Raw genomic sequence first — 24,118 nt, 5'->3', positions numbered from 1 at the left:
AGGTTATCAAAAGAGTTTTAAAGTGAAAAATATGTCGGAAAGTAAAAAGAATAGAGAAAATAAAGCGCCAATCAGTGTTTTCATCGTCACATTGAATGAAGCTGAACATATTGAAAATACACTTAAAAGTGTCAGCGAATGTGCTGAAGTTATTGTTATTGATTCAGGCAGTACTGATGGCACGGTTGAGATAGCTACAGAGCTAGGTGCAAAGGTAATTTACCATCCATGGGAGGGTTATGCGAAGCAAAAGCAAATAGCGATGGAGCATTGTAGCTTTGATTGGGTTTTGAATTTAGATGGTGATGAAGAACTAACGCCTTCTGCATTACAGGTCTTATGTAATGCTATGGAGGAAGATAAATATACCGCAGTACGTTTAAAACGTATTGATCGCTTTATTAATAAGTTTCCAACTGGTTGGGTTAAAAAGCCAAATAATGTCAGGTTCTACAAAAAAAGTGATGCATGTTTTAACGCCAAAAAATTGGTTCATGAAAGTGCCACTGTAGAAGGTAAAGAGCTTTATGCTAAAGAGTATTTTTTACATTATGGTTATAACGATATCGACACCTTAACAGCCAAAAATAATACCTACTCAACCTTAAGAGCAAAAGAAAAAATTATACAAGGTAAGCGCTATTCTATTTTGAAATTATTGCTTGTTTTTCCTATTACATTTATTAAAGAGTATATATTCTGTCGATTTTTTCTGTTTGGTAATCGAGGGTTTATAAAATCAATGATGACCGCTCATTATGCTTTTTTGAAAGAAGCAAAGTTATATGAACAAAATAAAAAGCAAAAAAAATAAACCTATTTTTGGTTTGTTTGTATTTTTAGCATTATTACCCGCTGATATTGTCAGTAAATATTGTAGGCAGCAACATATAAAGTATGAAAAATTTAGTAACCGCCACGTGGTTAAATGAACATCTAACCGACCCTAAACTCGTTATTTTTGATGCAGGAATGGTGCGTCCTGGTTTACCTGGGCAATATCAGCCTCACGCTAAGCTACCCAATGCTTTGCGCTTTGATTTTAAAAAGCAGTTAGCGGATTTATCCAGCGGCTTATCGCATACTATGTGTAGCCCTGAGCAGTTTACCGAGCAAATGCAATTGCTGGGTGTTGATAATGATTCACTTGTTGTTATTTATGAAGATGGCGGACTATTTAGTGCCGCGCGTGGCTGGTGGATGTTTAAAGCAATGGGCTTTGACAACGTTAAGGTTCTCAGTGGCGGTTTAGCTAAATGGCAATCACTCGGTTACCTCACTCAAGTTGAATACAGCCAAAATCACCACAAGGGTAATTTTAAAGCAAGAGCGCGTGTAGGGTACTTTATCGATACAGCAGCCGTGTTTAATGGTATTGATGACGATGATGTACTTTTGCTTGATGCACGAAGCTATAAGCGTTTCACTGGCGAAATGGCAGAGCCTCGCGAAGGTATGCGCAGTGGGCATATTCCTAATAGTTGTTCATTACCGTTTGCAGCATTACTCAATGACGGGGAAGCTAAGCCACTGACACAAATAAAAGCGGCGTTTGAGGCGGTAATAGATGGCCAAAGTATCTTACAGTTTAGTTGTGGGTCGGGCGTAACAGCGTGCATATTGGCATTGTTTGCTGATGAATGTGGCTACGAAAACTTACATGTATACGACGGTTCATGGAGTGAGTGGGGCGGCCGTGATGAGTTGCCTATCGAAACCGGCTCTAGCCCAGCACGTTAAAGTGCAAACCCGTAGCAATACAATGAACAGGCTTAAATTATTATTGGTCTGCGTTACCACATTCGCTGTTTTTGATTCTTTTGCGTCGCAAGGTAAGTTGTTAGCAACGCCTGGGGTATCGCAAATAGAGGGCAGCGGAGGCGGCGGCATTGTACCTTGGGCACAGCTTGCCGGTTATGCCAGCGAAGATGAATTTGCTGTCAATGGCTTTTGCAGTCGTGCAGATGTGACTGATTACAGCCTTGATGTATGCGGTGCGCAAATTAATTTATTTAATCGTGTTGAGCTTAGCTATGCACAGCAAAACTTTGCGGTACCAGCACTTGATACTGAAATAGAACAAGCAGTTACAGGTGTTAAAGTTAGGCTCTATGGCGATATTGTCTATAGTTATTGGCCACAGCTAACACTCGGTGCGCAGCATAAGTCTCTTGATGATGGCACCGTTGCTACACTTGTCGGCGCTGAGGATACCTCTGGTACCGATATTTACTTAGCGGCGAGTAAATTACATTTAGGTGCTATCGCAGGTTATAACTGGTTCTGGAACATAACCACGCGCTATAGCGAAGCAAATCAGCTAGGTTTACTTGGCTACGGTGGAGCCAATGGCAGCGAAAAGTTATTATTTGAAGGTAGTACCGCTATTTTCTTAAGTCGAGAAATTGCAGTGGGTGTTGAATATCGACAAAAATCAAATAACTTAGGGCTAGGTGAGCAAGATTGGCAAGATTTGTTTGTCGCTTGGATGCCTAATAAATATGTTAGCGTTACCGCAGCATACCTTGATTTAGGCAGTATCGCGGGGGCGCCAGATCAAACCGGTTGGTATTTATCGGTAACAGGATATTGGTGATGTTAAAATTTATAACAATAATAATTTTTACTATGCTACTCAGTGCTTGTTCAAATATGGCTAACTTAACCTTGTATCAACAACTCGATGGAAAAGCTGGGCTAGAAAGATTAGTCGACAGCTTTATTAATCAAATCGGCAATGATGAGCAGATAATTCACTACTTTGAGCACGCCAATATTAGCCATTTTCGAGAGGGTTTTATCAATCATTTGTGTGTGCTAACTAATGGCCCTTGTGAGTACACGCGCGATAGTATGGTGGAGATCCATACCGGAATGAATATTACCGAAGCGGACTTTAATCATGTAGTCGATTTACTTATTAATGCCATGAATGAGCAAAATATTGCTCATTCAGTACAAAATAAAATACTCGCGAAAATGGCACCGTTACGCTCTGAGATTATTAAGATTTAGCAAATAGATGCCACCAAAATTGGTGCTCAACGGAAGGTGGCTTGGGTAACATGGCTAATTTTTAAATACTTAATGGCTTTTATCGGCCGTTATCTTCGCTAGAACTGCTGTTTTATCTCTTCGCTGTATATAGAGGCGGATCCTATGTTTTAAATTTCTTAACAATGTACTGCGATTAGAATGAGAGCCTGTATTGGCATTTGTGATCTCACTTTCAAAGTTTCTGTCTTCTGCTAAAGGGTATGGTTTGATGCCCACCATCTGTAGTCCAACTTCACCATGAAATTGGATATCTACATCAACAGGTCTGTAAAATGGCTTACGAGTTAACAGCTTTTTAGCACCAGCTAAGCTTATAATGTAGCCCTGTGTGCCATTGGGCGCTTTTTTATAATTACCCAAAGTTAAGCCGTCTTGTAGTGTTGCCGTATCGATGAATGGAAAATCACGGTTATCTGAGAGTTTAATTAAATCCCAGTGTTGTAATTCAAGAGTCGCTTCTATGACATTTTTTAAGTGAGGTTGGATAAATAAATCATCCTCGAGTATCACGCAAACAGCAATATTTTCGTCGACCATTTTTTGCCAAATACGCATATGGCTAACATAGCAACCAATCTCACCTTTTGTTAAGTCTCGATGATAGTACTTTTTATTTTTACTTGGGCAATACCAAGTTTGCAGCTCTGTTTCGCTGAGCTGTTTACCTCAGGGCGGGAGCATACTTTGATTAATTTATAATCCAAAAAATATTCTCGCCCGATAATCATCACTCCAGCTTGCCTTTTTGATTTTGCTACGTTGACTTGGGGCCCCGCATCCGCATTGCCTCAAAATGTTCATTACAAAGCGCCTAAATAAAGCGATGTTTTCAACTGCACCCTCTAACGCTATTCTTGAATCATCTTCTTTGAAAACAACATCTAAAACATAATGCTGGCTATTTTCAATACGCCAATGTTGCCGTATATAATGCCCTAGCATTTTGTGTTTAGGTGACATTGAACTTATGTAATACGACGTGTCTATACTGCACTTATTCTTTACTGTTCTGTGGCGTTCAACTGCGATTATACTTCTTATTGTTGGCCACTTCTGTGCAAGCTCTGTCGGCAGGTTCGCTTTTAATTGATAGACGTAGCGCTCTTCTTTGCGACCATGGATCTCTTGCTTAATGTGTGTGACGACTTTTTCTTTATTTGCATCAAATACTGCTTGAAATGAATTCGATACAGCATCAAACAGTTTGGGTTGATTTTTCTTAACCTGAACAACTACATGTGCCTTTTTATCTGAAATTATTTCGAGTGTTTCACGTTGGCAATGAAGTGCATCCATCGTGATGACACTTCCTTTTACATCAAGTATATCAAGCATTTGACGAACAACACTTATTTCGCCGTTTTTTGTTTTTGTCGGTTTTTGACTCAATACTAACCCTCGCTCAGTATCGTACGCCGTTACTAATTGCAGTGCTGTTTTTCTATCATTTCGATAAGAGCCGCGTAGCACCTTGCCATCAAAGGCAATAATGGGTTTATTTAATGACTGGCGCTGTTCATTTAACCACAAGGCTAAAGCTTCTAATAAGGATTCCGCAACAACACTGCGTAGTATACGTGCTATCGTATGCCGCCGAGGGATACCATGTCTGAAAGCTCGGTACTGTCTGAGCCATGATAGCTTTTCATCACCATAAATTTCAATATCTTGCCATCCCTCACATCCTGAGGATATGGCTGTAATTATCAAGAACATAACATCAATTAGATTATGTTTTTGGTTCCTAAATTCGGATAATAAGTGCAATTTCTCAGATTAGATGGCCAGCTGTTATAATTCGGCCATTTTCTCGCCAAAGGAAATTGCTTTAATGAAATATAAACAGCTGACACAAGAAGAAAGATACCAGATTTACGCGTTAATAAAAGCAGGAAATAACCAAAAGCAGATAGCTGAAGAACTAACTCGTTCACCGTCATCTATTTCTAGAGAGCTAAAACGCAATAAAGGACTTAAAGGCTATCGGCCTAACCAAGCCAATAACTTTGCTGAACAAAGACGTAAGTCATCTTTCAAAGCAAGTAAGTTAACAGAGGACGTCACTCACTGGATTAATAAATTGTTGCATGACGGACTTTCCCCTGAGCAAGTGGCAGGCCGCTTAGCTTTAGAGAAACAGGTCGTTTTACATCATGAAACAATTTATCAATATATTTACAGAGACAAGGCTCGTGGTGGCAAGCTACATAAGACACTCACTCGTGCATGTAAAAAGTATAAAAAACGCTATGGAAGCTATGATAAACGTGGACAGATAGTTAATCGAGTCAGCATTGATGAACGCCCAAGTATTGTGGATTCAAAGTCTAGGATTGGTGATTGGGAGGGCGATACAGTGATAGGTAAAGGGCGTAAAAATGCGCTTGTCACAATGGTTGAACGTAAAACGTTATATACAGTCGTTCACAGAATTGAAAGCAAGCATGCGAAAATAACAGCCGATGCGCTGATCACGTGTATGACACCATATAAAGGTAAGGTTATTACCGTGACGTTAGATAATGGAAAAGAGTTTGCTCACCATGAGCATGTTGCACAAAAATTAGAAGCTGATGTGTATTTCGCTCATCCCTATTCATCATGGGAGCGGGGCATAAATGAGAATACCAACGGCTTACTTAGACGCTTCTTCCCCAAGGGAACTGACTTTATGGCGCTAAGTGAAGCAGAGATACAGGCGGCAGTTGATAAGCTCAACCATCGGCCAAGAAAAACAAGAGGGTATAAAACCCCTCATGAATTATTTACGGGGCAATCAGAAGTTCTGGTGGCTGCATAATGATTGCACTTAATACTTGAATTCAAGGTTGATATCAGAACGTGTTTCTTCAATAACAGTAAGGTGGTCTAAGATGCTCAAAATTGAATGCTATAAGTGAATTTTCTCTATTAGATCATATTTTTATTTAAAGTGCGATCCCGCCCTGCTGTTTACCTACTGTTGCGCTAAAACGTTCAGCTTCCATGCCTATACTGTTTAATCGTGTTTGCGTTGTATACCAGCGCTCTTCACAGCCTTGCATATTAATAATATAAAGTGGAATAGACATAATTTTAAAGTTAAAAAAATTACAGTAAGAACATTTTAACATTTAAATTGGTTTGCGGGATAATAAAATTATTTTGTTAACTAAATATATTGCTTCTATGCTAAGGGATCCCCAGAAATAATCATTAAGTTTCAATTACATCACTCACATCCATATTTTTCCAATCGAGTTGCACTACCACCTGTACGAAATAGGCTAGTCCTGCCAAATAATCTCGCCGTCGCAGTTTAATGGACTGTTTTTTGAAGTATCGCAGCCCAACAAATGCCCATGACACTACTCGTCTTTTTTTGGTTGAATTAGCTTGAAAAGCGCCTGTCTTTCCTGCTTTGTCTATCACTGCCCCCAGCATCATTGAGAACCAATGAGCCAGTGTGGCAAGCAGCAACAGTATGTCTAATCGATAGAGTTTGTTTGTCCTGTGCAGATCTGAGCCTAAGCCGAACCTAACACTTTTTTGATCTCGAAATCCTGCTTCTATCTGCATTCTCATACCATATAATTTGAGTACTTTTTCGAGAAAGTGGTGCCTCTTTGGAAGAGAAGAAACGAGTAGCCAAGGCTCCTTATAACCACGTTTTTTATCTCTTTTTAATAACTTATGTCCCTTGCCAACCAGCACTGCATGAGTTTGATATTTTGCACTTTTGGTCAACTCGGTCGCGCCAAGATACTGGCTCTTACGTTGATTGCTCTTGAATAGTGACTGGCATGGAACAAACTCATCGCTGCCCTGCGTTTTCAAATGTGCCGTACCTCGAACACGGCTAATATAATGCCAGCCATTGTTTCGCACGGCTTTGAGCCAAGGAACTTTAAAGCCCGCATCCGTCACAATTACGGGCCGGCAGTCACCCGGCAAAATCAGTTTGAGCATCTTTAAGAACCGTTTTTGAACTTTTGGGCAATGATACTGAAAACTGAATGCACTTTCCTGATACAGGGTCAAAGAACGACCTTCACTGGCAATGCTGGCACGCAGAATACAGTATTTGGTTTGTGTATCTGCATGACTCCAATCAACCAAAATGACGGGATGCTTTTCAGTGACCACAAAACGGCTTAAGCGAACATAAACCGATGTCGACTCACGCAAAAGCTCGTGGTTATTGAGTAGTCGATCAATACGTTTAATATCATGTTTTTCAGTTGTTTTTGAATCCAAATTGCGACCAATAGATGTCAAGGTGCATTGCTGACAGTGCAAAAGAGATTTAACGGCAGCGACTAGAGTATTAAATCTGGCTTTATGAATAGAGTTAGGGGTGACAGCGCGGAGCATATTGTGCAAAATAGTAGACGCATTCATGGTGTTTAGTTCTGTTGTTTTTAAGCGATTCATAAGATCACAAAACACCATGAATGTTCCCTCACTACCCATATTTTTTAACACTATTAGTTCATTGATATATAAAGGCTAATTTTGGGGATACTTTAGGCTTCTATGTTAAGTCCCTAGTTTACACCTTTGCTCTAGCGAATAAGTTGAGTCGAAAATAGGGCTAGTGTTTTCAAACCGCTCGCTGGTAAAATGGATCGCTTATCTGTTGGGCAAATTGCTAACTATTTAGGGGAAAATAAATGAAACGAGTAATTACCTTTGGAACGTTTGATATTTTCCATGTTGGCCACATCAATATATTAGAGCGTGCTAAAGCATTGGGTGATTATCTGATTGTAGGCGTGTCTTCAGATGCGCTCAATATGTCAAAAAAAGGCCGCAATCCAGTCTACAGTGAAGCCGATAGAGTAAGGATCATTAGTTCATTACGCTGTGTTGATGAGGTATTTATTGAGCATTCATTAGAGCTTAAAGGCGCATACATTTCTGAACATAAAGCTGACTTATTAGTAATGGGTGATGACTGGGCTGGACGTTTTGATGAATTTAAAAGTTTGTGTGATGTGAAATACCTTACTCGTACCCCTTCAATTTCAACCACTGAAATTATTGAAGTGGTACGTAATCCATTATCTCAATAAACGATTAAGGTGGACCTAGCCCACCTTCGACTTACTTTAACTTCATATAGTTGAGCGCTTTTCGGATTTTGTATCGGCGCAGTAGATTAAGTGGCTTTTGCATAACTCCCGCTTCAATAACGTGTTCGGTTGCAGCCAGTACGCGTTGAGCACTATTGCCATCAGTAAATGGATGTACTTGGGTTATATACTGATTAATTTTTAGTTGCTGCTCATCGCTTAAAGTGAGTGCTTGTGCTAATGCACCACCTAATTGCTCCGGTTTGGTGATATTTATTAAAGCATCTTGTGGCTGAGCGTTATTAAAAGTGATCACCGGTTTGCCTAATAATAATGATTCATCAACGGCACTAGATGTATCTGAAATAACCACGTCGGCGTGTTGAATTAAAGGCATTAAGTTATCACTTTGGCAAATTTCAAAATGTTCTAATTCTGTAAGTGGTTGATATAATTGCTGCCACTGCTGTTTAGTCTTTGGGTGAAACTTGAGTTTAATAGCGTAATCACCACTTTTTGCAAGCTCCCTGATTTGCTCAAATAAGGCTTCAAGCGAAGATAAGTTTGGTGAAAATGTTGGTGCATATAAAATAACTGGCTTTAGATTTTTCTTTTTTTGGTAATTAAAATAAGGGTCGAGTTTTGGCCAGCCAGTTTCTATCACTCTAAAATAACCGTTTTTTTCTGCTAACCGTGTAAATGGTTCTGTTGTAAGAGGGCCATGAGTACAGTACAAATCAAAAAAACCTCGAATCGCAAAGTGACCTTTCTTTTTATATTCTAAGCCATGAAACACTTGTACTTTTACACCAGGAAAAAAATCTGGCACAACATTGCCAGGCACAAATACGGCACAAGGGTTAAAGTCTTTAACATCTTCAATAGTATGAAGTTGTTGCTCGCCCTCTAGCAAGCTGTTGGTAATACCGCTTTTTTTTGTAATAAACCAGCAAGCTTTATCCCCGTTGGCTTTGATTGCAGCTTGAATAGGACGCAAAATAGCGAAGCTATAGGGTTGTTCTACATAGAATAAATAATGTTTAGGCATGAGAAGTCACTTTTCGACTTTAAATTGGTAATAAAATATATTTCGAAGGCATTGGTAAAGATTCTATTTACCAGAATTAGTTGCCTATAATACAGTTTTATTACTTTAAAACAAAATAATGTGCAACTACAGCGTAAAAGCATTGTTGCTGCTTCGTTCATAAATTAGTCATATTTACAGCTTAATATTGTCACCTAGGAAGTTTAATGGGTGTAATCATACTATGCATTTCCTCTTTGTTACTCGTCGTAATATACATGCTCGATATTATAAAAAGCTAATTACTCAACTAAATTTGAGGGCAAGTTTGCATATTTTTGGCAGGCCAATGCTCAGCGCTGTAAAGTATTTACCCCAAGCATTTAAAGTATCTTTTGATGAGGTTATTGCAACACAATTAAAGCGTAAACAAGCCAAACACGCAATTTGGTGTAGCTACTTATTAATATTAGTTTACTCTTTTTTAATAAAAATAGTTGAGCGTTGTCGGTATGCTAAATATTTAGCATTACTTACAAAGGAGCAGGCCACCCATTTAGTTATTTGGAACGGCCATAAATTGCCTAATATTACAGTCGTGAAAGCTGCTGAAAAGCTAAGAATTAGCATCATATACTATGAAAACGGCTTACTACCTAATACAACCTGTTTGGATCCAAAAGGCGTTAATTATGCATCTTCAATTCAGCGTGAAAAAGGCTTTTACCTTGACATTGCACCTTCAAAAAATGCAATTTGTGAAGCATCAGAATTAACAGCTAGAGTAAATCATAAAAAACGCAAAGCATTTGTACAAAGCAAGTTACCTAAGCGCTATATTTTTGTGCCATTTCAGGTTCCACATGATACGCAGATAGTATGTTATTCGCCTTGGATCCATTCAATGGAGATGTTATTTACAGAAGTAATGACCGCTATTGAAAAACTCAATGACCCAGAATTAAAAGTGGTATTTAAAGAACATCCTTCTTGGCATAAACATTATTCTCATTTATATAAAAAACACCCTCAGGCCGTCTTTGCTAACGGTAATGTGACGGCTGATTTAATTGATAGCGCAGAGGCTGTGATCACGATTAATTCCACAGTCGGACTAGAGGCGTTATTGGTTGGCCGCCGAGTTATTACGTTAGGACTGGCTTGCTATAACATTGACGAATTGGTTTTACATGCGCGCAATAATGAAGAGTTAAGTGAACGAATATCGCAAATGAGCCAAGGTTGGCAGTTCAATACGCAACTTAGAAACCAATTTTTCAATTATATAAAGCATGTTTACAGTGTGCAAGGAAGGTGGCAAGATTGCTCAAAAGAGCATGTAGAAGCTGTTGAAAAACGTCTATTAGGGTTGGATGTTTTCTCTCAGCAAATTAGTGAAGTAAAGGATAACAATGAAAAACATCGTAACTTGCCAATGGTTAAACGCGCACTTAAACGACCCCAAGCTGATTATTTTTGATGCCGGTATGGTGCGCCCCGGTAAACCGGGTGAGTATAAACCAGAAGCTAAGTTACCTAATGCGCAGCGCTTTGATTTTAAAAAACAATTAGCTGATCTAGACAATCCGTTGCCGCATAGCATGTGTAGTGCAGAGCAGTTTACTCAGCAAATGCAGTTAATGGTGGTTGATAAAGATTCGTTAGTAATTATTTATGAAGACCAAGGCTTATTTAGTGCCGCACGAGGCTGGTGGATGTTTAAAGCCATGGGCTTTGATAATGTTAAAGTACTCAGTGGTGGCTTAGCTAAATGGCAATCGCTCGGGTATCTTACCCAAATTGAATATAGCTACAATCATCACCAGGGTGATTTTGCGGCTAAGCCAAGAGCCGGATATTTTATTGATGCCGCTGCGGTTTTTAATGGTATTGATGATGAGCACACCGTACTGCTTGATGCGCGGGGTTATCAGCGTTATTTAGGAGAGATGGCAGAACCAAGAGCGGGTATGCGCAGTGGTCATATTCCTAATAGCCGCGCTTTGCCTTTTGTTGAATTATTGGATGATGGCGAAGCAAAACCATTAACAGATATTAAAGCTGCATTCGACTCGGTCCTAGGTGATCAAGCAACGCTTGAAACAACCTTGCAGTTTAGTTGTGGCTCTGGCGTTACCGCCTGCATTTTAGCGTTATTTGCTGATGAATGTGGCTATCAAAACTTGCACGTTTATGATGGCTCTTGGAGCGAGTGGGGTGGCCGTGATGAGCTACCTATCGAAACTGGCCCTTGCCCTACACGTTAAAGTGCAAACGCGTAATGCTGCCAGTAATTAATCCCTTTGCTATTAAGAGGCTGGCGCACTTGTACTTTGCTCGCCGTTGCTGACGGACTGTGTTGCTGATAAAAATCAAGGCACTGAGCCTGCCAAGGTAAATCACAAAAATCATAGAGTTGCTGTGTGCTTGTTATTGGCTCTGAGACTAAGGTTTCGTATTGCATGATCATTACATTCGCAGGGTGCTTTGTTGCAAAATGAGTGATCAAATCGCTGTAGTCTTGATAAAAACTATCAATATCTTGCAGCTTATAGCTATAGTGATGAAACGCACTAGCTGGGCTGTATAGTTGGCGGTAGTTAGCAATACAGCTGGCTTCTTTGCCTCGTTGCATGCAAATGATTTTAGCCTTTGGGAAAGCCGCTAATATTAAATCGATATAGTAAAAATTAAATGGTTGTTGATCGCAACTACGCAGATCTGCGGTCACAAGCTGATTAATACGTTGTTGATATTGGTTTAGCTGCGCTGTTAATGCTGTATTTTTATATACCCCATTGAGCACTGCATTATTTAGTACTTGAGCATGACTGTCTTGGCAAAGCTGGGCAATATCATTAAGTTCGCCAACTCCTTGTACTTGTGTTGCTTGGTTAATTATTTTCTCTAGCAAGGTTGTGCCTGAGCGTGGCATGCCAACCACAAATAACGGGGTAAAGTCGCTGTCGCTTGTGCGCGGCTTATAATCATTACTCAGTGCTATCAGCTGCTCGCAAAATTTACGGTGGGTTTTTGCATCATATTTTATATGCTGAGAGATTGCTTGCTTACTGGCACTAAAGTGCGCAAAGGCATGCTTATAATCAGTACAGTGTTCATAGTTTAGTGCAATCGCATGGTGCAGAAATTGCTGCTGCATTGGCGCTGTAGCGTATTCGGTTAAAGTTAACAGCTGTTGTAAATGCTGTTTAGCCTGCTTGTTATTATTAAGTTCAGCAAGTGAATAGTGAGCTTGAAAATACTGCGGCTGCTGTTGTGTTAATGTGTGCAATAGTTGTTGCGCATCATTAAATTGCCCCATTATTTTATATGCCACTGCTAAGTTATAACTGAGCTGTGGGTTTGTAGGGGCATGTTGGTGAGCACGTAATTGCCACTCTAGCGCGAGTTTATAATGTCCTAGGCGAGTTAATACATTAGCGATTAAATCGCATTCAATCGCTTCATACTGTAGGTATTTTATTGCTTCAGTTATATGTTGCTGCGCATCTAACAACTGCCCATTGAGTACGGCGAGTTTAGCCGAGTGAGCAAAATATAAAGGTAGTGGCGTAATACTAATTGCTGTAGCGAGCAGTTTATTTGCTTTGCTAATATCGTTTGCTGCAACATTTACTTGCGCCAGTAAAAAATAGCTAAAGTGATCATCTGCGGTATTTTTAATATTACTGACCAGTAATAAGTGCGCATCGTTAAGCTTGCCATGATTAATAGCAAGTTCAATTTGTTGTTGCAGGTGTTTTTGTGTCGATGTCAGCATGGCTATAAGCATAAAAGCCTTGGTGTAAAACGCCAAGGCTTTTTAGTTTATGGTTAACCGTTATTACAGTTCAAAATTATAGGTAAACTTCATACCGATAGTGCGCGGCGCTGTAGTGTAGTGACCATACACACGTTGCAGCTCAGGCAGCTCTTTATTGAGCTCTTCATATTTAGCCATACCTGCCCATGATTTATCGCGGCGTACCGAGGTAAAGGCGTACTTATCGAATAAGTTATCAACGTAAATGGTTGCCGACCACATATCACCGGTTAACTTGGCAGATAAGTTACTCAGTGCATAGCCTGCAAGCGTTTCACCATCGGCTTTTAAGCCAACTTTAGTGATCACATCACTTTGCGCTGTCATACCGTAGTTAATGCTCAGTAACTTATCATCGAGTACATCTTGCTCATAACGCAGGCCGAATGAAAGCTGATGCTCAGGCGCGCCTGGTAAGCGGTCGCCGTCAGCACCATCGTAGTATGCTTGATACTGTGTATACTTTTTATCTAATGTGCCTAATAAACCTGGAGCATCTTCGGTTAACTCAGCTTTGGCATAGGCGTAGGTGGCGTAGGCCGTCCAGTTATCGGCAATCATAGCGCGAGATGAAATTTCCACGCCTTTTGAATTAGCTGCCCCAGCATTAGAGGTAATTAGCTCTTGACCATTTACCGTTGCAGTACCAACTTGCGCATCTTTCCAATCAACATTAAACAATGCCGCATTAAAGTGTAGGCGGTTTTTAAACCAGCTCGATTTAAAACCCAGTTCATAGTTTACTGTGGTATCTGGTTTATAATCTTCTTCATCTGGGTATGCACAAACAATTTGTTGATCTGGCAATACATCTGGGCAAGGTGCAATACCGTTACCACCACCAATCCTAAAGCCTTCACTTACAGTAAAGTAAGCAAGTACACCAGAATCGAAAGTGTAGCTGGCATTAAATTTAAACAGATTACCGTTGTCGCTAGCACTGACATTTTCCATTACTAAGTCATCAAGAGACGCGAAATCACCCGAATACAATGGTGTTGCTGAGCCTGATGTAGTGGATACATCGTACTCGTAAAAACGCGCACCAAGCGTCACATTGAATTGATCGGTAAACGCATAGCCAACTTCACCAAAAAGGGCCGTTTCAGTGGTTTCAGAGTCACTGACTAAAATATATTCGAGGTCTTGTTGCAGATTTGGAATATCATCGCCCCAAAACTCAGTTAAACCGGGTGTGTATTCTCTATCGTCTGAGTCACTTTCCAGTTTGTTATAATAGGCGCCGACTATCCAGTTAAAAGCGCTGTCTGTAGTTGAGACTAAACGAATTTCTTGGGTGAAGTTATCGCGTTTAGAGGTGTCTCGTGCTTGCGCTACAAATGCTGGAAATTCAGCGTAGCCTGAATATATATCGTAAAGCAGGTCTGTTTGGTCGCGTTGCCCAGATTGCTCATAGCTTGACCAACCAGATGCTGATACAAGTTCAGCAAAGCCTAGATCCGCTTTAATTTCTAAGCTCAATAAGTCGTTTTCTTCTTCACCTGGCTCTAGTATGCGGGCTGCATTTTCGTATTGACCCACCATGCCGTGAAAGGCACTGCTGTCACTTAATGAATTATATTGCGATGTAGAATTACCGCCATTTTCTTGTTTTTGATAAAAATAGTTTAGCGTTGCATCGATAGCTTCGCTGGCTTGCCAACGCAGTGACACACGCCCTGTAGTAATTTGTTCATCATTTACGTCACTGACATTACGCAAGTTAGCACTGACATCTTGTGGGTTGGTAAAATCAGGATTTGGGTTTGATACGCCAGGGTTTTGCATCACGTAGTTATAATCGATATAACCAGGGTTGGTGTAATAATTGACACTAGCGCGAATAGCCAATACATCATCAATTAACGGCGTATTAAACACTAAGCCAAATTCACCACCGGTGCCGTCGCTTTCATTTAAGCTAAATACATCACCAGTAACTTGGCCTTCGGTAATATCAAGCTGCGGTTGCTTTAATAAGTAACGAATAGCGCCGCCTAATGTGCCAGCTCCGTATAAAGTACCCTGTGGGCCAATAAGCACTTCAACACGATCAACGTCAGTTAAGCGTAAATCTATGTTTAGTGGAATTTCGCCCACGTAAGTGGCTACCGTACCGCCATCAGAAATACGATCAGAAGTATTGGTATTTAAACCACGAACAATAATAGGTGAGCCCTCACGGCCACCTTGATCAGAAATAGTTAAACCAGGTACCCAGCGGGCCACATCTTCAAGATCACCAATGTTTTGATCTTTTATAACATCACCATCAAGAGCGGTAATATTAAGAGGAGCTTCTTGCACAGAGCCTGCACGACGAGTCGCGGTAATTTGAATTGTTTCAATTGTTTTTTCGGTTACAACTTGTTGATCCGCTGCAAAAGCATGATCGACAGTAAAAAGTTGGGCGGCTATTGCGCAAGCGACAATACTTGGCTTGAACTGTTTCATTTATTATCCTGTTTTTGTTTATCTGGTTGTTGTAGGTTATTAAGAAAGCATGTTACAAAAAGATAAACAGGATGTTGAAATTGGTGCTGAAATTAATATTCAATTATATAGGTATATTATTCACTAAAACACAATTTTAACGTCTTTTTACGCTATATTTTGAATATAAATATTTTTAAATTATTTTTGTTGTAAGTTTGGTGTTTACCTAGTGTTTCTTTTGTTTGTTTTTGGTGTTTTATTTTTTATAAGGACAGTTTTTACAGTTGTTTTTACAGCACTTTCCACGTTTTAAGAAAAACCAACGACTAAATACCATGTAGCCGTTTTGCATTTCATAATCGAGGTTTTCGATTAAATTATCGTTACCATGAAAAGGCTTTGCGAAAGCAAGTTGCTCTTTGAGGGGTCGTTGATAAAGGGTACTTAGAAACTGATTCATTTTCGCTAAAGTACAATTTCGACATAAACAACTGGTGGTTGTGTTATCAAGCGGTAAAATAGCCGGCAGCTCATTGCACCAACAAGCGTTAATATCCTCGACATTACATGACACAGTGGTGTGGCATTGTGAGCAGGCTAAAATAGTCATTTGATATACGTTTAATTTTTAATAACCCATAGAATAACAGATAAGCAACTATGAACAGAGCACAAGCGTTAGCAGAATTCGCCAGTTTTGGTAAACAAAAAGACGAGGCCATAAGTATCATTGTTACATCAACAATAAATAACCAAGGTCCAATTTACGTATTGACGCTGATAACGGTACTTGATGTGCTCACTCGCTGCCAAGCAGATGAGATAGACTTAGACGACCTAGAGATGTGGGCGAATGTTATAGAATCTAGATCTGATATCGACTACAGTGCTGTAGAAGGCGTAATTTATGCCCTCAGTAACAGCGAACAAATGGGCGAGCTTGATAAGAGCAAAGTCGCGAGACTGATTGAGTTGTTTAAAGCTTAGACGAGTTCTATGTATTTAAGAACTCGACATCTGAGCAAATGCAACTGAGTTTAATTAAAGCAGCTTGCTTTAATCATTTCACTAATAATATGTTGTGATGGCTTTATTTTTTCCATCGCTAAAAACTCATCCGGTTGGTGGGCTTGGTTAATAGAGCCCGGCCCCATTACGATAGTCTCGCAGCCAAGTTGCTGAATAAACGGCGCTTCGGTGCAGTAATTTACGGCAACGGCTTGCTCCCCCGATATTTTTTCTGCTAATTGTACTAATGCCGTGTCGGTACTGCCGGTAAAGGCTGGAATAGGCTCGTGCATATCCATCACACTCACTGCATCTGGATATTGATTATTTATTTCAGCCGCTATTTTTAACAACATCATTTGCAGTTCTTGCACACTTAAACCTGGTAATGGGCGCATATCAATATGCATTTCACAGCAGCCACAAATACGATTGGCGTTATCGCCACCGTGAATATGCCCTAGGTTTAATGTTGGGTAGGGAATAATAAAGTGATCTACTGAATATTTATTCTTTAATTCATCTTTTAAAAGTAACAATTTTGCAATTACTTTATGCATCACTTCAATGGCGTTTAAACCACGTTCAGGATCAGAGCTATGACCTGAGCGACCGACTACGCGAATAGCCGTACTCATATGACCTTTGTGAGTAAATACCGGTGTCATATCAGTAGGTTCACCAATAATGCAACGCGCTGGTTTTAAATTTTTGTGCTGACAAATTTGCTGTGCACCAGCCATAGTAGTTTCTTCATCGGCGGTGGCTAAAATTAAAATGGGTTGAGTTTGTGTGGTTTCATCGAGTTCACTAATTGCTTGCAGTACAAAAGCAAAAAAGCCTTTCATATCGATACTGCCTAAACCATATAGTTTATTGTCATATTCGCTTAATTTAAACGGATCATAATTCCAGCGACTATCATCAAAAGGAACCGTATCGGTGTGACCGGCAAGCATTAAACCGCCATCGCCTTGGCCGCGTTTGGCGAGCAAATTAAAGCGACCTTTAGGGCCTGATAACTCTGTAATTTCGCATTCAAAACCTAAGCTGCTACACCAATTGGCAAGTAGCTCAATGACGCCTTTATTACTCATGGCTAACGATTCATCCATAGCACTAATGGAAGGGGCGGCAATCAACTGCTGATACATGGACAAAAAAGACGGTAAAGGCATAAAAAAATCCAAAATAATTATTCAATCTAATTGCATAACAATATAAAAGTATTTATGATGAATATCAATTCACTTTTTAAGCATAAATATATTAAAGCGACGCAATGAATATAAAACGACGATAATCCAGTTTCATTCCCAAAACAGTGTGTTTATGCACTGTCTAACCCGATTTGAATGTAAATATAGTAGTAAAACCCAAAAAGAGTAACGAATGAAAGTAGTGATTATTGGCGCAAGTGGTTATAGCGGCGCAGAATTAGCAAGTTTAGTCGTAAAGCATCCGCAGTTAACTTTAGCAGCGTGTTATGTATCTGAGCAAAGCTTAGATAAAGGCAAGCTATTAAGCGACTTATATCCTGAGCATGTTGGTTTGCTTGATTCTCCCTTATTGCCGCTTAGCGAAAGTGCATATAACGATATCGAAAGCTCAGCTGATTTTGTGTGTTTATGTACTGATCATAAAGTGAGTGTTGATTTAGCGCCACGTTTTTTGAAGATGGGTAAAAAAGTTTTTGATTTATCAGGTGGCTACCGCTTAAGCAGTAATGAAGATTATCAAACTTATTATGGTTTTGAGCATCAACATACTGAATTACTTAAACAAGCTGCGTATGGCTTGGCTGAATGGAATAGTGACGCAATCGCTAAAGCGCAACTAGTTGCCGTAGCGGGCTGCTACCCAACTGCGGCATTAAATGCGTTAAAGCCATTGCAGCAAGCCGGTTTATTGGCTGATCAGCCAGTGATTATTAATGCGGTATCGGGAGTAACCGGTGCCGGGCGTAAAGCCAGTGTAGGCACGCATTTTTGTGAAGTATCGCTTGCACCATACGGGTTATTTAACCACAGACATAGCCCTGAGATTGAACAGCACTTAGGCCATAAAGTGTTATTCACGCCACATTTAGGCAATTTCCCTCGTGGCATTTTAGAAACTATTTATGTGCAATTAAAAGCCGATGTTACTCCAGAGCAAGTCACGCAAGCTTATCAAGTACTTGCCGATGAGCCGTTGATCAGATTGCTTGGTAATAAAATACCTTCAATTAAAGGGGTGGCTAAGCAGCCGTTTGTGGACATCGCTTGGCAACAACAAGGTAGTCAACTGATTGTGATGGCAGCGATTGATAACTTATTAAAAGGTGCGGCAGGCCAAGCACTGCAATGTATTAATTTAGCTATGGACTTACCTCATAGCACAGGTTTAAAAGGGTAACAGTAATGCAAACATGGGTCATCAAACTCGGTGGTGCAGTACTCAACACAGAAGACGCGGCAAAAGCGTTATTTGAAGTGCTAGCTTCACAAACCCAAGCACAGTTTGTGATTGTTCACGGTGGTGGGGCGTTAGTTGATAGTTGGCTAAAAGAAGCCGGTTTTGCCAGCGCGAAACACCAGGGCTTACGGATCAGTCCAAAAGAGCAAATGCCGTACATTGTTGGGGCATTGGCAGGTTGTGCAAATAAGCAATTAATGAGTCAAGCAATCGTAGCAGGGCACAAACCTGTTGGGCTTAGTCTATACGAGGCTGGCATTATTTCGTCGCAGAAGCTTAAAGCACTTGGTCAAGTTGGTCAGTGTGATAGTGGCGTACAAAGTGTGATACCTGAGTTATTAAAACTTGGGCGTCTACCTTTAGTTAGTTCAATCGGTTTTGGTGACGATGGCCTTTGGTATAACGTGAATGCCGATGAAGCTGCGGCGGCGATTGCCAAAGAACTCAATGCAGAAATTATTTTTATGACCGATGTAGAAGCCGTGCTTGATGCAGATAAACAGCCGTTACATCAACTTGACACAAATCAGATCAATACTTTAATTGCAGAAGGAGTAATTTTGGGTGGGATGGAGGTCAAAGTTAAGACCAGCCTTCTTGCTGCCCAGCACTTACGACGTGGCGTTTATATCTCGAGTTGGCAAAAGCCAGGAAACTTAGTAGCTCTACTTGCGGGTGAGCACGTCGGAACAAAAATTACACCATAGGTTTTATATGTTTAATCATTTTTTATCAGGTCTTGAACTAGACCAGCAAGGCGCACTTAAATTACTTAAGCTTGCGCAAAAAATTAAAGCAAACCCTGCTGATTTTAGCCAAGCACTGGCTGGTAAATCAGTGGTTACTTTATTTGAAAAACCAAGCTTACGTACGCGTTTATCATTTGATATTGGCATCAATAAGTTAGGTGGTCATGCTGTGTATCTTGATTCACAAAATGGTGCCATGGGCGCCCGTGAATCAGTAAAAGATTTTGCTTTGAATATTGCAAGTTGGGCAGATGGCATTGTTGCACGTGTGTATCAGCATAAAACCTTAACTACGCTTGCTGAATTTTCCAGCGTGCCTGTGGTCAACAGCCTGTGTGATTTATATCACCCATGCCAAGCGTTGGCTGACTTTTTAACATTACAAGAAGTATACGGTGATGTGAGCCAGCTAAAACTTGCTTATTTAGGTGAAGGTAACAACGTTACACATTCACTGATGTTACTGGCTGCAACCTTAGGGACTGATTTTGTTGCAGTATGCCCGAAAGGCAGTTCACCAGATTCACAAATTCTTAAGCAAGCTGAGCAAATTGCGGCAATGAATGGTGCATCGGTAATGGTCAGCGATCGTGTTGAAGCAGCGGTTGGTGCAAATGCTGTGTATGCCGATACGTGGGTATCAATGGGCGACGATACACCGCTTGAACAAGTAAAAGAAAAGTATATGCCGTATCAATTAAATACTGCATTACTTGAACAAACAGGGGCTGACACTGTATTACATTGCCAGCCTGCACACCGTGAGTTTGAAATTACCTCAGAAGTAATGGACGGCCCGGCGTCAAAAATTATACAACAAGCAGAAAACCGTATGCATGCGCAAAACGCATTGCTTGTTTCATTATTAAATCCAAATTTTGTGTAAGGTATCACCAATGAGTTCTATTAAAAAAGTTGTATTAGCCTATTCTGGTGGTTTAGATACGTCGGCCATCGTGCCATGGTTAAAAGAAAACTACGGTTGTGAAGTTATTGCATTTGTGGCCGATGTAGGTCAAGGCGCAGAGGAGCTTGAAGGCGTTGAAGCTAAAGCGATCGCCTCTGGTGCATCTGAGTGTTATGTAGTTGACTTAAAAGATGAGATGGTAAGTGATTATATTTATCCAACACTTAAAACAGGGTCAATCTACGAAGGTACTTATTTACTAGGTACATCAATGGCACGGCCTATTATTGCTAAAGCGCAAGTTGAAATTGCTCGTAAAGTTGGTGCAGATGCACTTTCTCATGGTTGCACAGGTAAAGGTAACGACCAAGTACGTTTTGAGTCGTGTTTTGCCGCCCTTGCCCCTGATCTGCAAGTGATTGCACCGTGGCGTGAGTGGGACTTATCAAGCCGTGAGTCGTTACTTGATTACTTAGCTGAGCGTAATATTCCATGTTCAGCATCAGCGACTAAAATCTACAGCCGTGATGCAAACGCGTGGCACATTTCTCACGAAGGTGGTGAGCTTGAAGATCCGTGGTGTCAACCAAGTGAGCAAGTCTGGACTTGGACTAATTCTCCGGAGCAAGCACCGAATGAGCCTGAATTTGTTACTTTAAATGTAGTTGAAGGTGAAGTTGTTGCGGTAAATGGTGAGCAACTTAAACCGTATGACTGTTTAGTTAAATTAAATGAGATAGCGTCGCCTCATGGTGTTGGTCGCGTTGATATCGTTGAAAACCGTTTAGTAGGTATGAAATCACGTGGTTGTTATGAAACACCAGGTGGCACAGTGATCATGGCGGCATTACAAGCAATTGATGAACTGGTACTTGATAAAGCAAGCCGCAAATGGAAAGAAGTACTGGGCGGTGAGTTTTCGCACTTAGTGTATGACGGCCGCTGGTTCACGCCGCTTAAAGATTCAATTTTAGCGGGTGCTGAAGCGCTATCAACCGTGGCAACGGGTGAAGTTGTACTTAAGCTTTACAAAGGCCAGGTGACTGCGGTTCAGAAAAAATCACCAAATAGCTTATACAGCGAAGATTTTGCAACATTTGGTGCAGATGATGTGTACGACCAATCGCATGCTGAAGGTTTTATTCGTTTATTCTCGCTTTCAAGCAGAATTTCAGCACTAGCGAAGAAGTAATTTTACTACAGCCCCGTAACTAAAACGGGGCAATTTCAGGGTTTGGAGAGATTTCATGGCATTATGGGGCGGACGTTTTTCTACGGGTCCAGATGAGGCGTTTAAACAATTTAACGACTCACTTCCCTTCGATTATCAACTAGCGGAGCAGGATATTGTCGGCTCTGTTGCATGGGCTGGTGCCTTAAAGCAAGTTGATGTACTAAGTAGTAGCGAGCATCAATCACTAGTAGCTGCACTATACGAACTACTCGACGAAGTAAAAGCGGATCCGCAAGCGGTGGCAACATCGGGTGCTGAAGATATTCACTCACATGTTGAAGCTGCTTTAATCGAAAAAGTAGGTGATTTAGCTAAAAAGTTACACACCGGACGTAGCCGTAACGACCAAGTTGCCACTGATTTTCGTTTATGGTGTCGTGATACCGCAGATCACTTACTTGCAGCGCTTGGTCAGTTAAAAGGTGAGTTTATTGCGTTGGCTGAACGTGAGCTGGGTACTATTTTACCTGGTTATACCCATTTACAACGCGCACAACCACTCTTGTTTAGTCACTGGTGTATGGCGTATGTTGAAATGCTCGAACGTGATGAAAGCCGTTTAAGTGACGCTAAAGCTCGAATGAACTTTTGTCCATTAGGCAGTGGGGCACTTGCCGGTACTGCGTACCCAATTGATCGGCAAGCACTTGCCACTGGGTTAGGTTTTACCGCTGCGACTAAAAATAGTTTAGATGCTGTATCAGACCGTGACTTTGTGGTTGAACTATTGAGCTGTGCGTCAATCTCTATGATCCATTTATCGCGTATGTCAGAAGATCTGATCTTCTACAACTCGGGCGAGGCGGGTTTTATTGAGTTGGCTGATAATGTCACTTCTGGTTCGTCACTTATGCCACAAAAGAAAAACCCAGATGCATTAGAGCTTATCCGTGGTAAAACTGGCCGTGTCTTTGGGGCATTTAGTGCCATGATGATGACGTTAAAAGCTTTGCCGCTTGCCTATAACAAAGATATGCAAGAAGACAAAGAAGGCTTGTTTGATGCGATGCCAACCTGGCTTGCCTGTATTCATATGGCGCAAGCGTGTATTAAAGGTATAAAAGTAAATGGTGAACGAACGCTGGCTGCTGCAAAAGGTGGCCATTCAAATGCGACTGAGTTAGCTGATTATTTAGTAGCCAAAGGCATCCCGTTTAGAGAGGGTCATCATATTGTTGGTGTACTGGTGCAAATGGCTATCGCACAAGGGAATAACTTAGAAGATTTAAGTTTAGAACAATTCCAATCTGTGCATAGTATTTTTGAGCAGGATGTATATGCTGTATTAGAAATAGACGCATGTATTAAAGCGCGCCAAGCACTTGGTGGCACATCTTTAGAGCAAGTAAGCATTGCTGTTAAAGATGCTAAAAAAAAACAGCAAATAACGGTTCGTGACGCTAATCTTGATGATGTTGAGTCAATTGCAAAGCTGATCCAGCATTGGGCGACTGTAGGTGAAAATCTGCCGCGTGCTAAAAGTGACATGGTGCACTCAATTAATGAGTTTGCGGTAACGGAAGTTGCTGGAAAAGTTTCGGGCTGTGCGTCACTGTATATTTATGATACTGGTCTTGCTGAAATTCGCTCACTCGGTATAGATCCCGAAACCGGTATTACCGGACAAGGTCGCCAGTTAGTTGAGCACTTATTAGTTAAAGCCAAAAAATTGGCACTGAATCGCATCATTGTTTTGACGCGAGTACTTGATTTCTTTGAGAAACAAGGTTTCACATTCTGTACTAAAGACAGCTTACCGGAAAAGGTAATGAAAGATTGTGAACTGTGTTTGCGCAGAGACAATTGTGACGAAGTCGCAATGGAATTTATTTTGAAGCTAAGTAGTAATACGGAGATCCCGTGTAAAAACGTGGCCTAGAAATCCCTGGATGTAAAAGACGTACGGTTACCCCTGTGCGTTTTTTTATGTCTAAACACGTCTGGTATGACCTGTTGTTCTACCTGCTTATTATCAAGATCAAAAAAAGATCGTTTTTTTTAAATGTTGGATCGGTAATTGCTACCTATAAAGTGTACGATGGCTCAGTGTGAGTTCATCTTAAAAGCGCCAATAAATAATCAGAGCGCTAAAGCAACGATAGCTTGTTTAACAAGTTATTAATTCAACATTTTTGAAAGGATCAATCTCATGCAAATTACTGCTAACAACCAACTGCAAATGCAAGCATACAACTCTATGCAACAATCAAAGCCAGCACTTGAACAAAGCGCTAGTAATAAAACCCTACAATCTGATACAGTGTCTATATCTAATGAAGCTTTGCTAGCATCAAAAGGCGAAGCTGAAATTCAACGTGGTGGTGGGATTATTGTATTAGACCCAGATAAACGCCCTAGATAGATTC

General features: G+C 40.6%; 23 protein-coding genes and 1 pseudogene. 15 read left to right on the top strand and 9 right to left on the bottom strand.

Annotated elements, in window-relative coordinates; all coding sequences use genetic code 11:
• The first annotated feature begins 31 nt into the window (after positions 1 to 31).
• The 4 genes from NDQ71_RS08850 to NDQ71_RS08835 all read left to right on the top strand — a co-directional run bounded on the left by NDQ71_RS08850 (position 32) and on the right by NDQ71_RS08835 (position 3,015).
• Entirely contained in the window at positions 32 to 814 is a 783-nt protein-coding gene (locus tag NDQ71_RS08850; protein ID WP_054455890.1) for a glycosyltransferase family 2 protein, read from the top strand.
• An 83-nt stretch (positions 815 to 897) separates the two neighbouring features.
• The gene (locus NDQ71_RS08845; RefSeq protein WP_054203026.1) at positions 898 to 1,740 is read left to right on the top strand and encodes a sulfurtransferase; all 843 of its coding nucleotides are present in this window, start codon (positions 898 to 900) and stop codon (positions 1,738 to 1,740) included.
• A gap of 22 nt (positions 1,741 to 1,762) precedes the next feature.
• The gene (locus NDQ71_RS08840; protein WP_192543228.1) at positions 1,763 to 2,596 is read left to right on the top strand and encodes a DUF3034 family protein; all 834 of its coding nucleotides are present in this window, start codon (positions 1,763 to 1,765) and stop codon (positions 2,594 to 2,596) included.
• Entirely contained in the window at positions 2,596 to 3,015 is a 420-nt protein-coding gene (locus NDQ71_RS08835) for a group 1 truncated hemoglobin (RefSeq protein WP_301562622.1), read from the top strand. The genes NDQ71_RS08840 and NDQ71_RS08835 overlap by 1 nt, the downstream gene beginning before the upstream one ends.
• Before the next feature lie 69 nt (positions 3,016 to 3,084).
• Here the strand turns inward: NDQ71_RS08835 and NDQ71_RS08830 are convergent.
• Together NDQ71_RS08830 and NDQ71_RS08825 are read right to left on the bottom strand one after the other, a co-directional pair.
• Positions 3,085 to 3,708 (bottom strand): annotated as a pseudogene (locus NDQ71_RS08830) (glycosyltransferase family 25 protein); the annotation flags it as partial.
• 42 nt (positions 3,709 to 3,750) lie between these two features.
• Positions 3,751 to 4,824, bottom strand: a complete 1,074-nt coding sequence (locus tag NDQ71_RS08825; RefSeq protein ID WP_301562621.1) for an ISAs1 family transposase — start codon at positions 4,822 to 4,824, stop codon at positions 3,751 to 3,753.
• 64 nt (positions 4,825 to 4,888) lie between these two features.
• Between NDQ71_RS08825 and NDQ71_RS08820 the strand changes: the two genes are divergently transcribed.
• The gene (locus tag NDQ71_RS08820) at positions 4,889 to 5,857 is read left to right on the top strand and encodes an IS30 family transposase (protein WP_086959932.1); all 969 of its coding nucleotides are present in this window, start codon (positions 4,889 to 4,891) and stop codon (positions 5,855 to 5,857) included.
• Positions 5,858 to 5,984: 127 nt separating this feature from the next.
• On the opposite strand, the gene NDQ71_RS08815 is transcribed toward NDQ71_RS08820, so the two are convergent.
• Positions 5,985 to 6,128 (bottom strand): hypothetical protein, encoded by a 144-nt coding sequence (locus NDQ71_RS08815; RefSeq protein ID WP_301562620.1) that lies wholly within the window; start codon positions 6,126 to 6,128, stop codon positions 5,985 to 5,987.
• Between the two features lie 124 nt (positions 6,129 to 6,252).
• Positions 6,253 to 7,470 (bottom strand): IS4 family transposase, encoded by a 1,218-nt coding sequence (locus NDQ71_RS08810; RefSeq protein WP_301562640.1) that lies wholly within the window; start codon positions 7,468 to 7,470, stop codon positions 6,253 to 6,255.
• A gap of 239 nt (positions 7,471 to 7,709) precedes the next feature.
• Here NDQ71_RS08810 and NDQ71_RS08805 point away from each other — a divergent pair, with 239 nt between their 5' ends.
• Positions 7,710 to 8,111, top strand: a complete 402-nt coding sequence (locus tag NDQ71_RS08805; RefSeq protein ID WP_301562619.1) for an adenylyltransferase/cytidyltransferase family protein — start codon at positions 7,710 to 7,712, stop codon at positions 8,109 to 8,111.
• 31 nt (positions 8,112 to 8,142) lie between these two features.
• Here NDQ71_RS08805 and NDQ71_RS08800 read toward each other — a convergent pair whose 3' ends face one another.
• On the bottom strand, positions 8,143 to 9,159 hold the full coding sequence (locus tag NDQ71_RS08800; RefSeq protein WP_301562618.1) for a CDP-glycerol glycerophosphotransferase family protein: 1,017 nt from the start codon (positions 9,157 to 9,159) through the stop codon (positions 8,143 to 8,145).
• Positions 9,160 to 9,487: 328 nt separating this feature from the next.
• On the opposite strand from NDQ71_RS08800, the gene NDQ71_RS08795 reads away from it, so the two are divergent.
• Both NDQ71_RS08795 and NDQ71_RS08790 read left to right on the top strand, forming a co-directional pair.
• The gene (locus NDQ71_RS08795) at positions 9,488 to 10,618 is read left to right on the top strand and encodes a capsular biosynthesis protein (protein WP_367318009.1); all 1,131 of its coding nucleotides are present in this window, start codon (positions 9,488 to 9,490) and stop codon (positions 10,616 to 10,618) included.
• Positions 10,551 to 11,405, top strand: coding sequence for a sulfurtransferase (locus NDQ71_RS08790; protein ID WP_301562616.1), 855 nt, complete (start codon positions 10,551 to 10,553; stop codon positions 11,403 to 11,405). Before NDQ71_RS08795 ends, NDQ71_RS08790 begins: the two co-directional genes overlap by 68 nt.
• Here NDQ71_RS08790 and NDQ71_RS08785 read toward each other — a convergent pair.
• From NDQ71_RS08785 to NDQ71_RS08775, 3 genes are all read right to left on the bottom strand, one after another.
• A complete protein-coding gene (locus NDQ71_RS08785; protein ID WP_301562615.1) occupies positions 11,402 to 12,919 on the bottom strand; it encodes a sulfotransferase in 1,518 nt (505 codons plus the stop codon). The genes NDQ71_RS08790 and NDQ71_RS08785 overlap by 4 nt on opposite strands.
• Positions 12,920 to 12,982: 63 nt before the next feature.
• Entirely contained in the window at positions 12,983 to 15,415 is a 2,433-nt protein-coding gene (locus NDQ71_RS08780) for a TonB-dependent receptor (RefSeq protein WP_301562614.1), read from the bottom strand.
• Between the two features lie 238 nt (positions 15,416 to 15,653).
• Positions 15,654 to 16,007: a DUF5522 domain-containing protein gene (locus NDQ71_RS08775; RefSeq protein ID WP_192541442.1), complete on the bottom strand. Its 354-nt coding sequence runs from the start codon at positions 16,005 to 16,007 to the stop codon at positions 15,654 to 15,656.
• A 50-nt stretch (positions 16,008 to 16,057) separates the two neighbouring features.
• Here NDQ71_RS08775 and NDQ71_RS08770 point away from each other — a divergent pair, with 50 nt between their 5' ends.
• A complete protein-coding gene (locus NDQ71_RS08770) occupies positions 16,058 to 16,384 on the top strand; it encodes a hypothetical protein (RefSeq protein ID WP_301562613.1) in 327 nt (108 codons plus the stop codon).
• Positions 16,385 to 16,434: 50 nt separating this feature from the next.
• Here the strand turns inward: NDQ71_RS08770 and argE are convergent, their stop codons facing one another.
• Positions 16,435 to 17,583: an acetylornithine deacetylase gene (gene argE / locus NDQ71_RS08765; protein ID WP_301562612.1), complete on the bottom strand. Its 1,149-nt coding sequence runs from the start codon at positions 17,581 to 17,583 to the stop codon at positions 16,435 to 16,437.
• Between the two features lie 214 nt (positions 17,584 to 17,797).
• Here argE and argC point away from each other — a divergent pair, with 214 nt between their 5' ends.
• From argC to NDQ71_RS08735, 6 genes are all read left to right on the top strand, one after another.
• On the top strand, positions 17,798 to 18,802 hold the full coding sequence (gene argC / locus NDQ71_RS08760; protein ID WP_301562611.1) for an N-acetyl-gamma-glutamyl-phosphate reductase: 1,005 nt from the start codon (positions 17,798 to 17,800) through the stop codon (positions 18,800 to 18,802).
• Between the two features lie 5 nt (positions 18,803 to 18,807).
• Positions 18,808 to 19,569 carry an acetylglutamate kinase gene (gene argB / locus NDQ71_RS08755; protein WP_301562610.1) on the top strand — a complete coding sequence of 254 codons (762 nt, stop codon included), beginning with the start codon at positions 18,808 to 18,810 and terminating at the stop codon, positions 19,567 to 19,569.
• Between the two features lie 7 nt (positions 19,570 to 19,576).
• The gene (locus NDQ71_RS08750) at positions 19,577 to 20,497 is read left to right on the top strand and encodes an ornithine carbamoyltransferase (RefSeq protein ID WP_064667978.1); all 921 of its coding nucleotides are present in this window, start codon (positions 19,577 to 19,579) and stop codon (positions 20,495 to 20,497) included.
• A 10-nt stretch (positions 20,498 to 20,507) separates the two neighbouring features.
• Positions 20,508 to 21,710, top strand: coding sequence for an argininosuccinate synthase (locus tag NDQ71_RS08745; RefSeq protein ID WP_301562609.1), 1,203 nt, complete (start codon positions 20,508 to 20,510; stop codon positions 21,708 to 21,710).
• A gap of 55 nt (positions 21,711 to 21,765) precedes the next feature.
• The gene (gene argH, locus NDQ71_RS08740; RefSeq protein ID WP_301562608.1) at positions 21,766 to 23,631 is read left to right on the top strand and encodes an argininosuccinate lyase; all 1,866 of its coding nucleotides are present in this window, start codon (positions 21,766 to 21,768) and stop codon (positions 23,629 to 23,631) included.
• A gap of 270 nt (positions 23,632 to 23,901) precedes the next feature.
• Positions 23,902 to 24,114 (top strand): hypothetical protein, encoded by a 213-nt coding sequence (locus NDQ71_RS08735; RefSeq protein ID WP_192541436.1) that lies wholly within the window; start codon positions 23,902 to 23,904, stop codon positions 24,112 to 24,114.
• Positions 24,115 to 24,118: the final 4 nt, after the last annotated feature.

This window comes from Pseudoalteromonas sp. KG3, from assembly GCF_030436385.1.
Lineage (GTDB): Bacteria > Pseudomonadota > Gammaproteobacteria > Enterobacterales > Alteromonadaceae > Pseudoalteromonas > Pseudoalteromonas prydzensis.
This window is presented reverse-complemented; position numbering and strand designations above follow the sequence as displayed.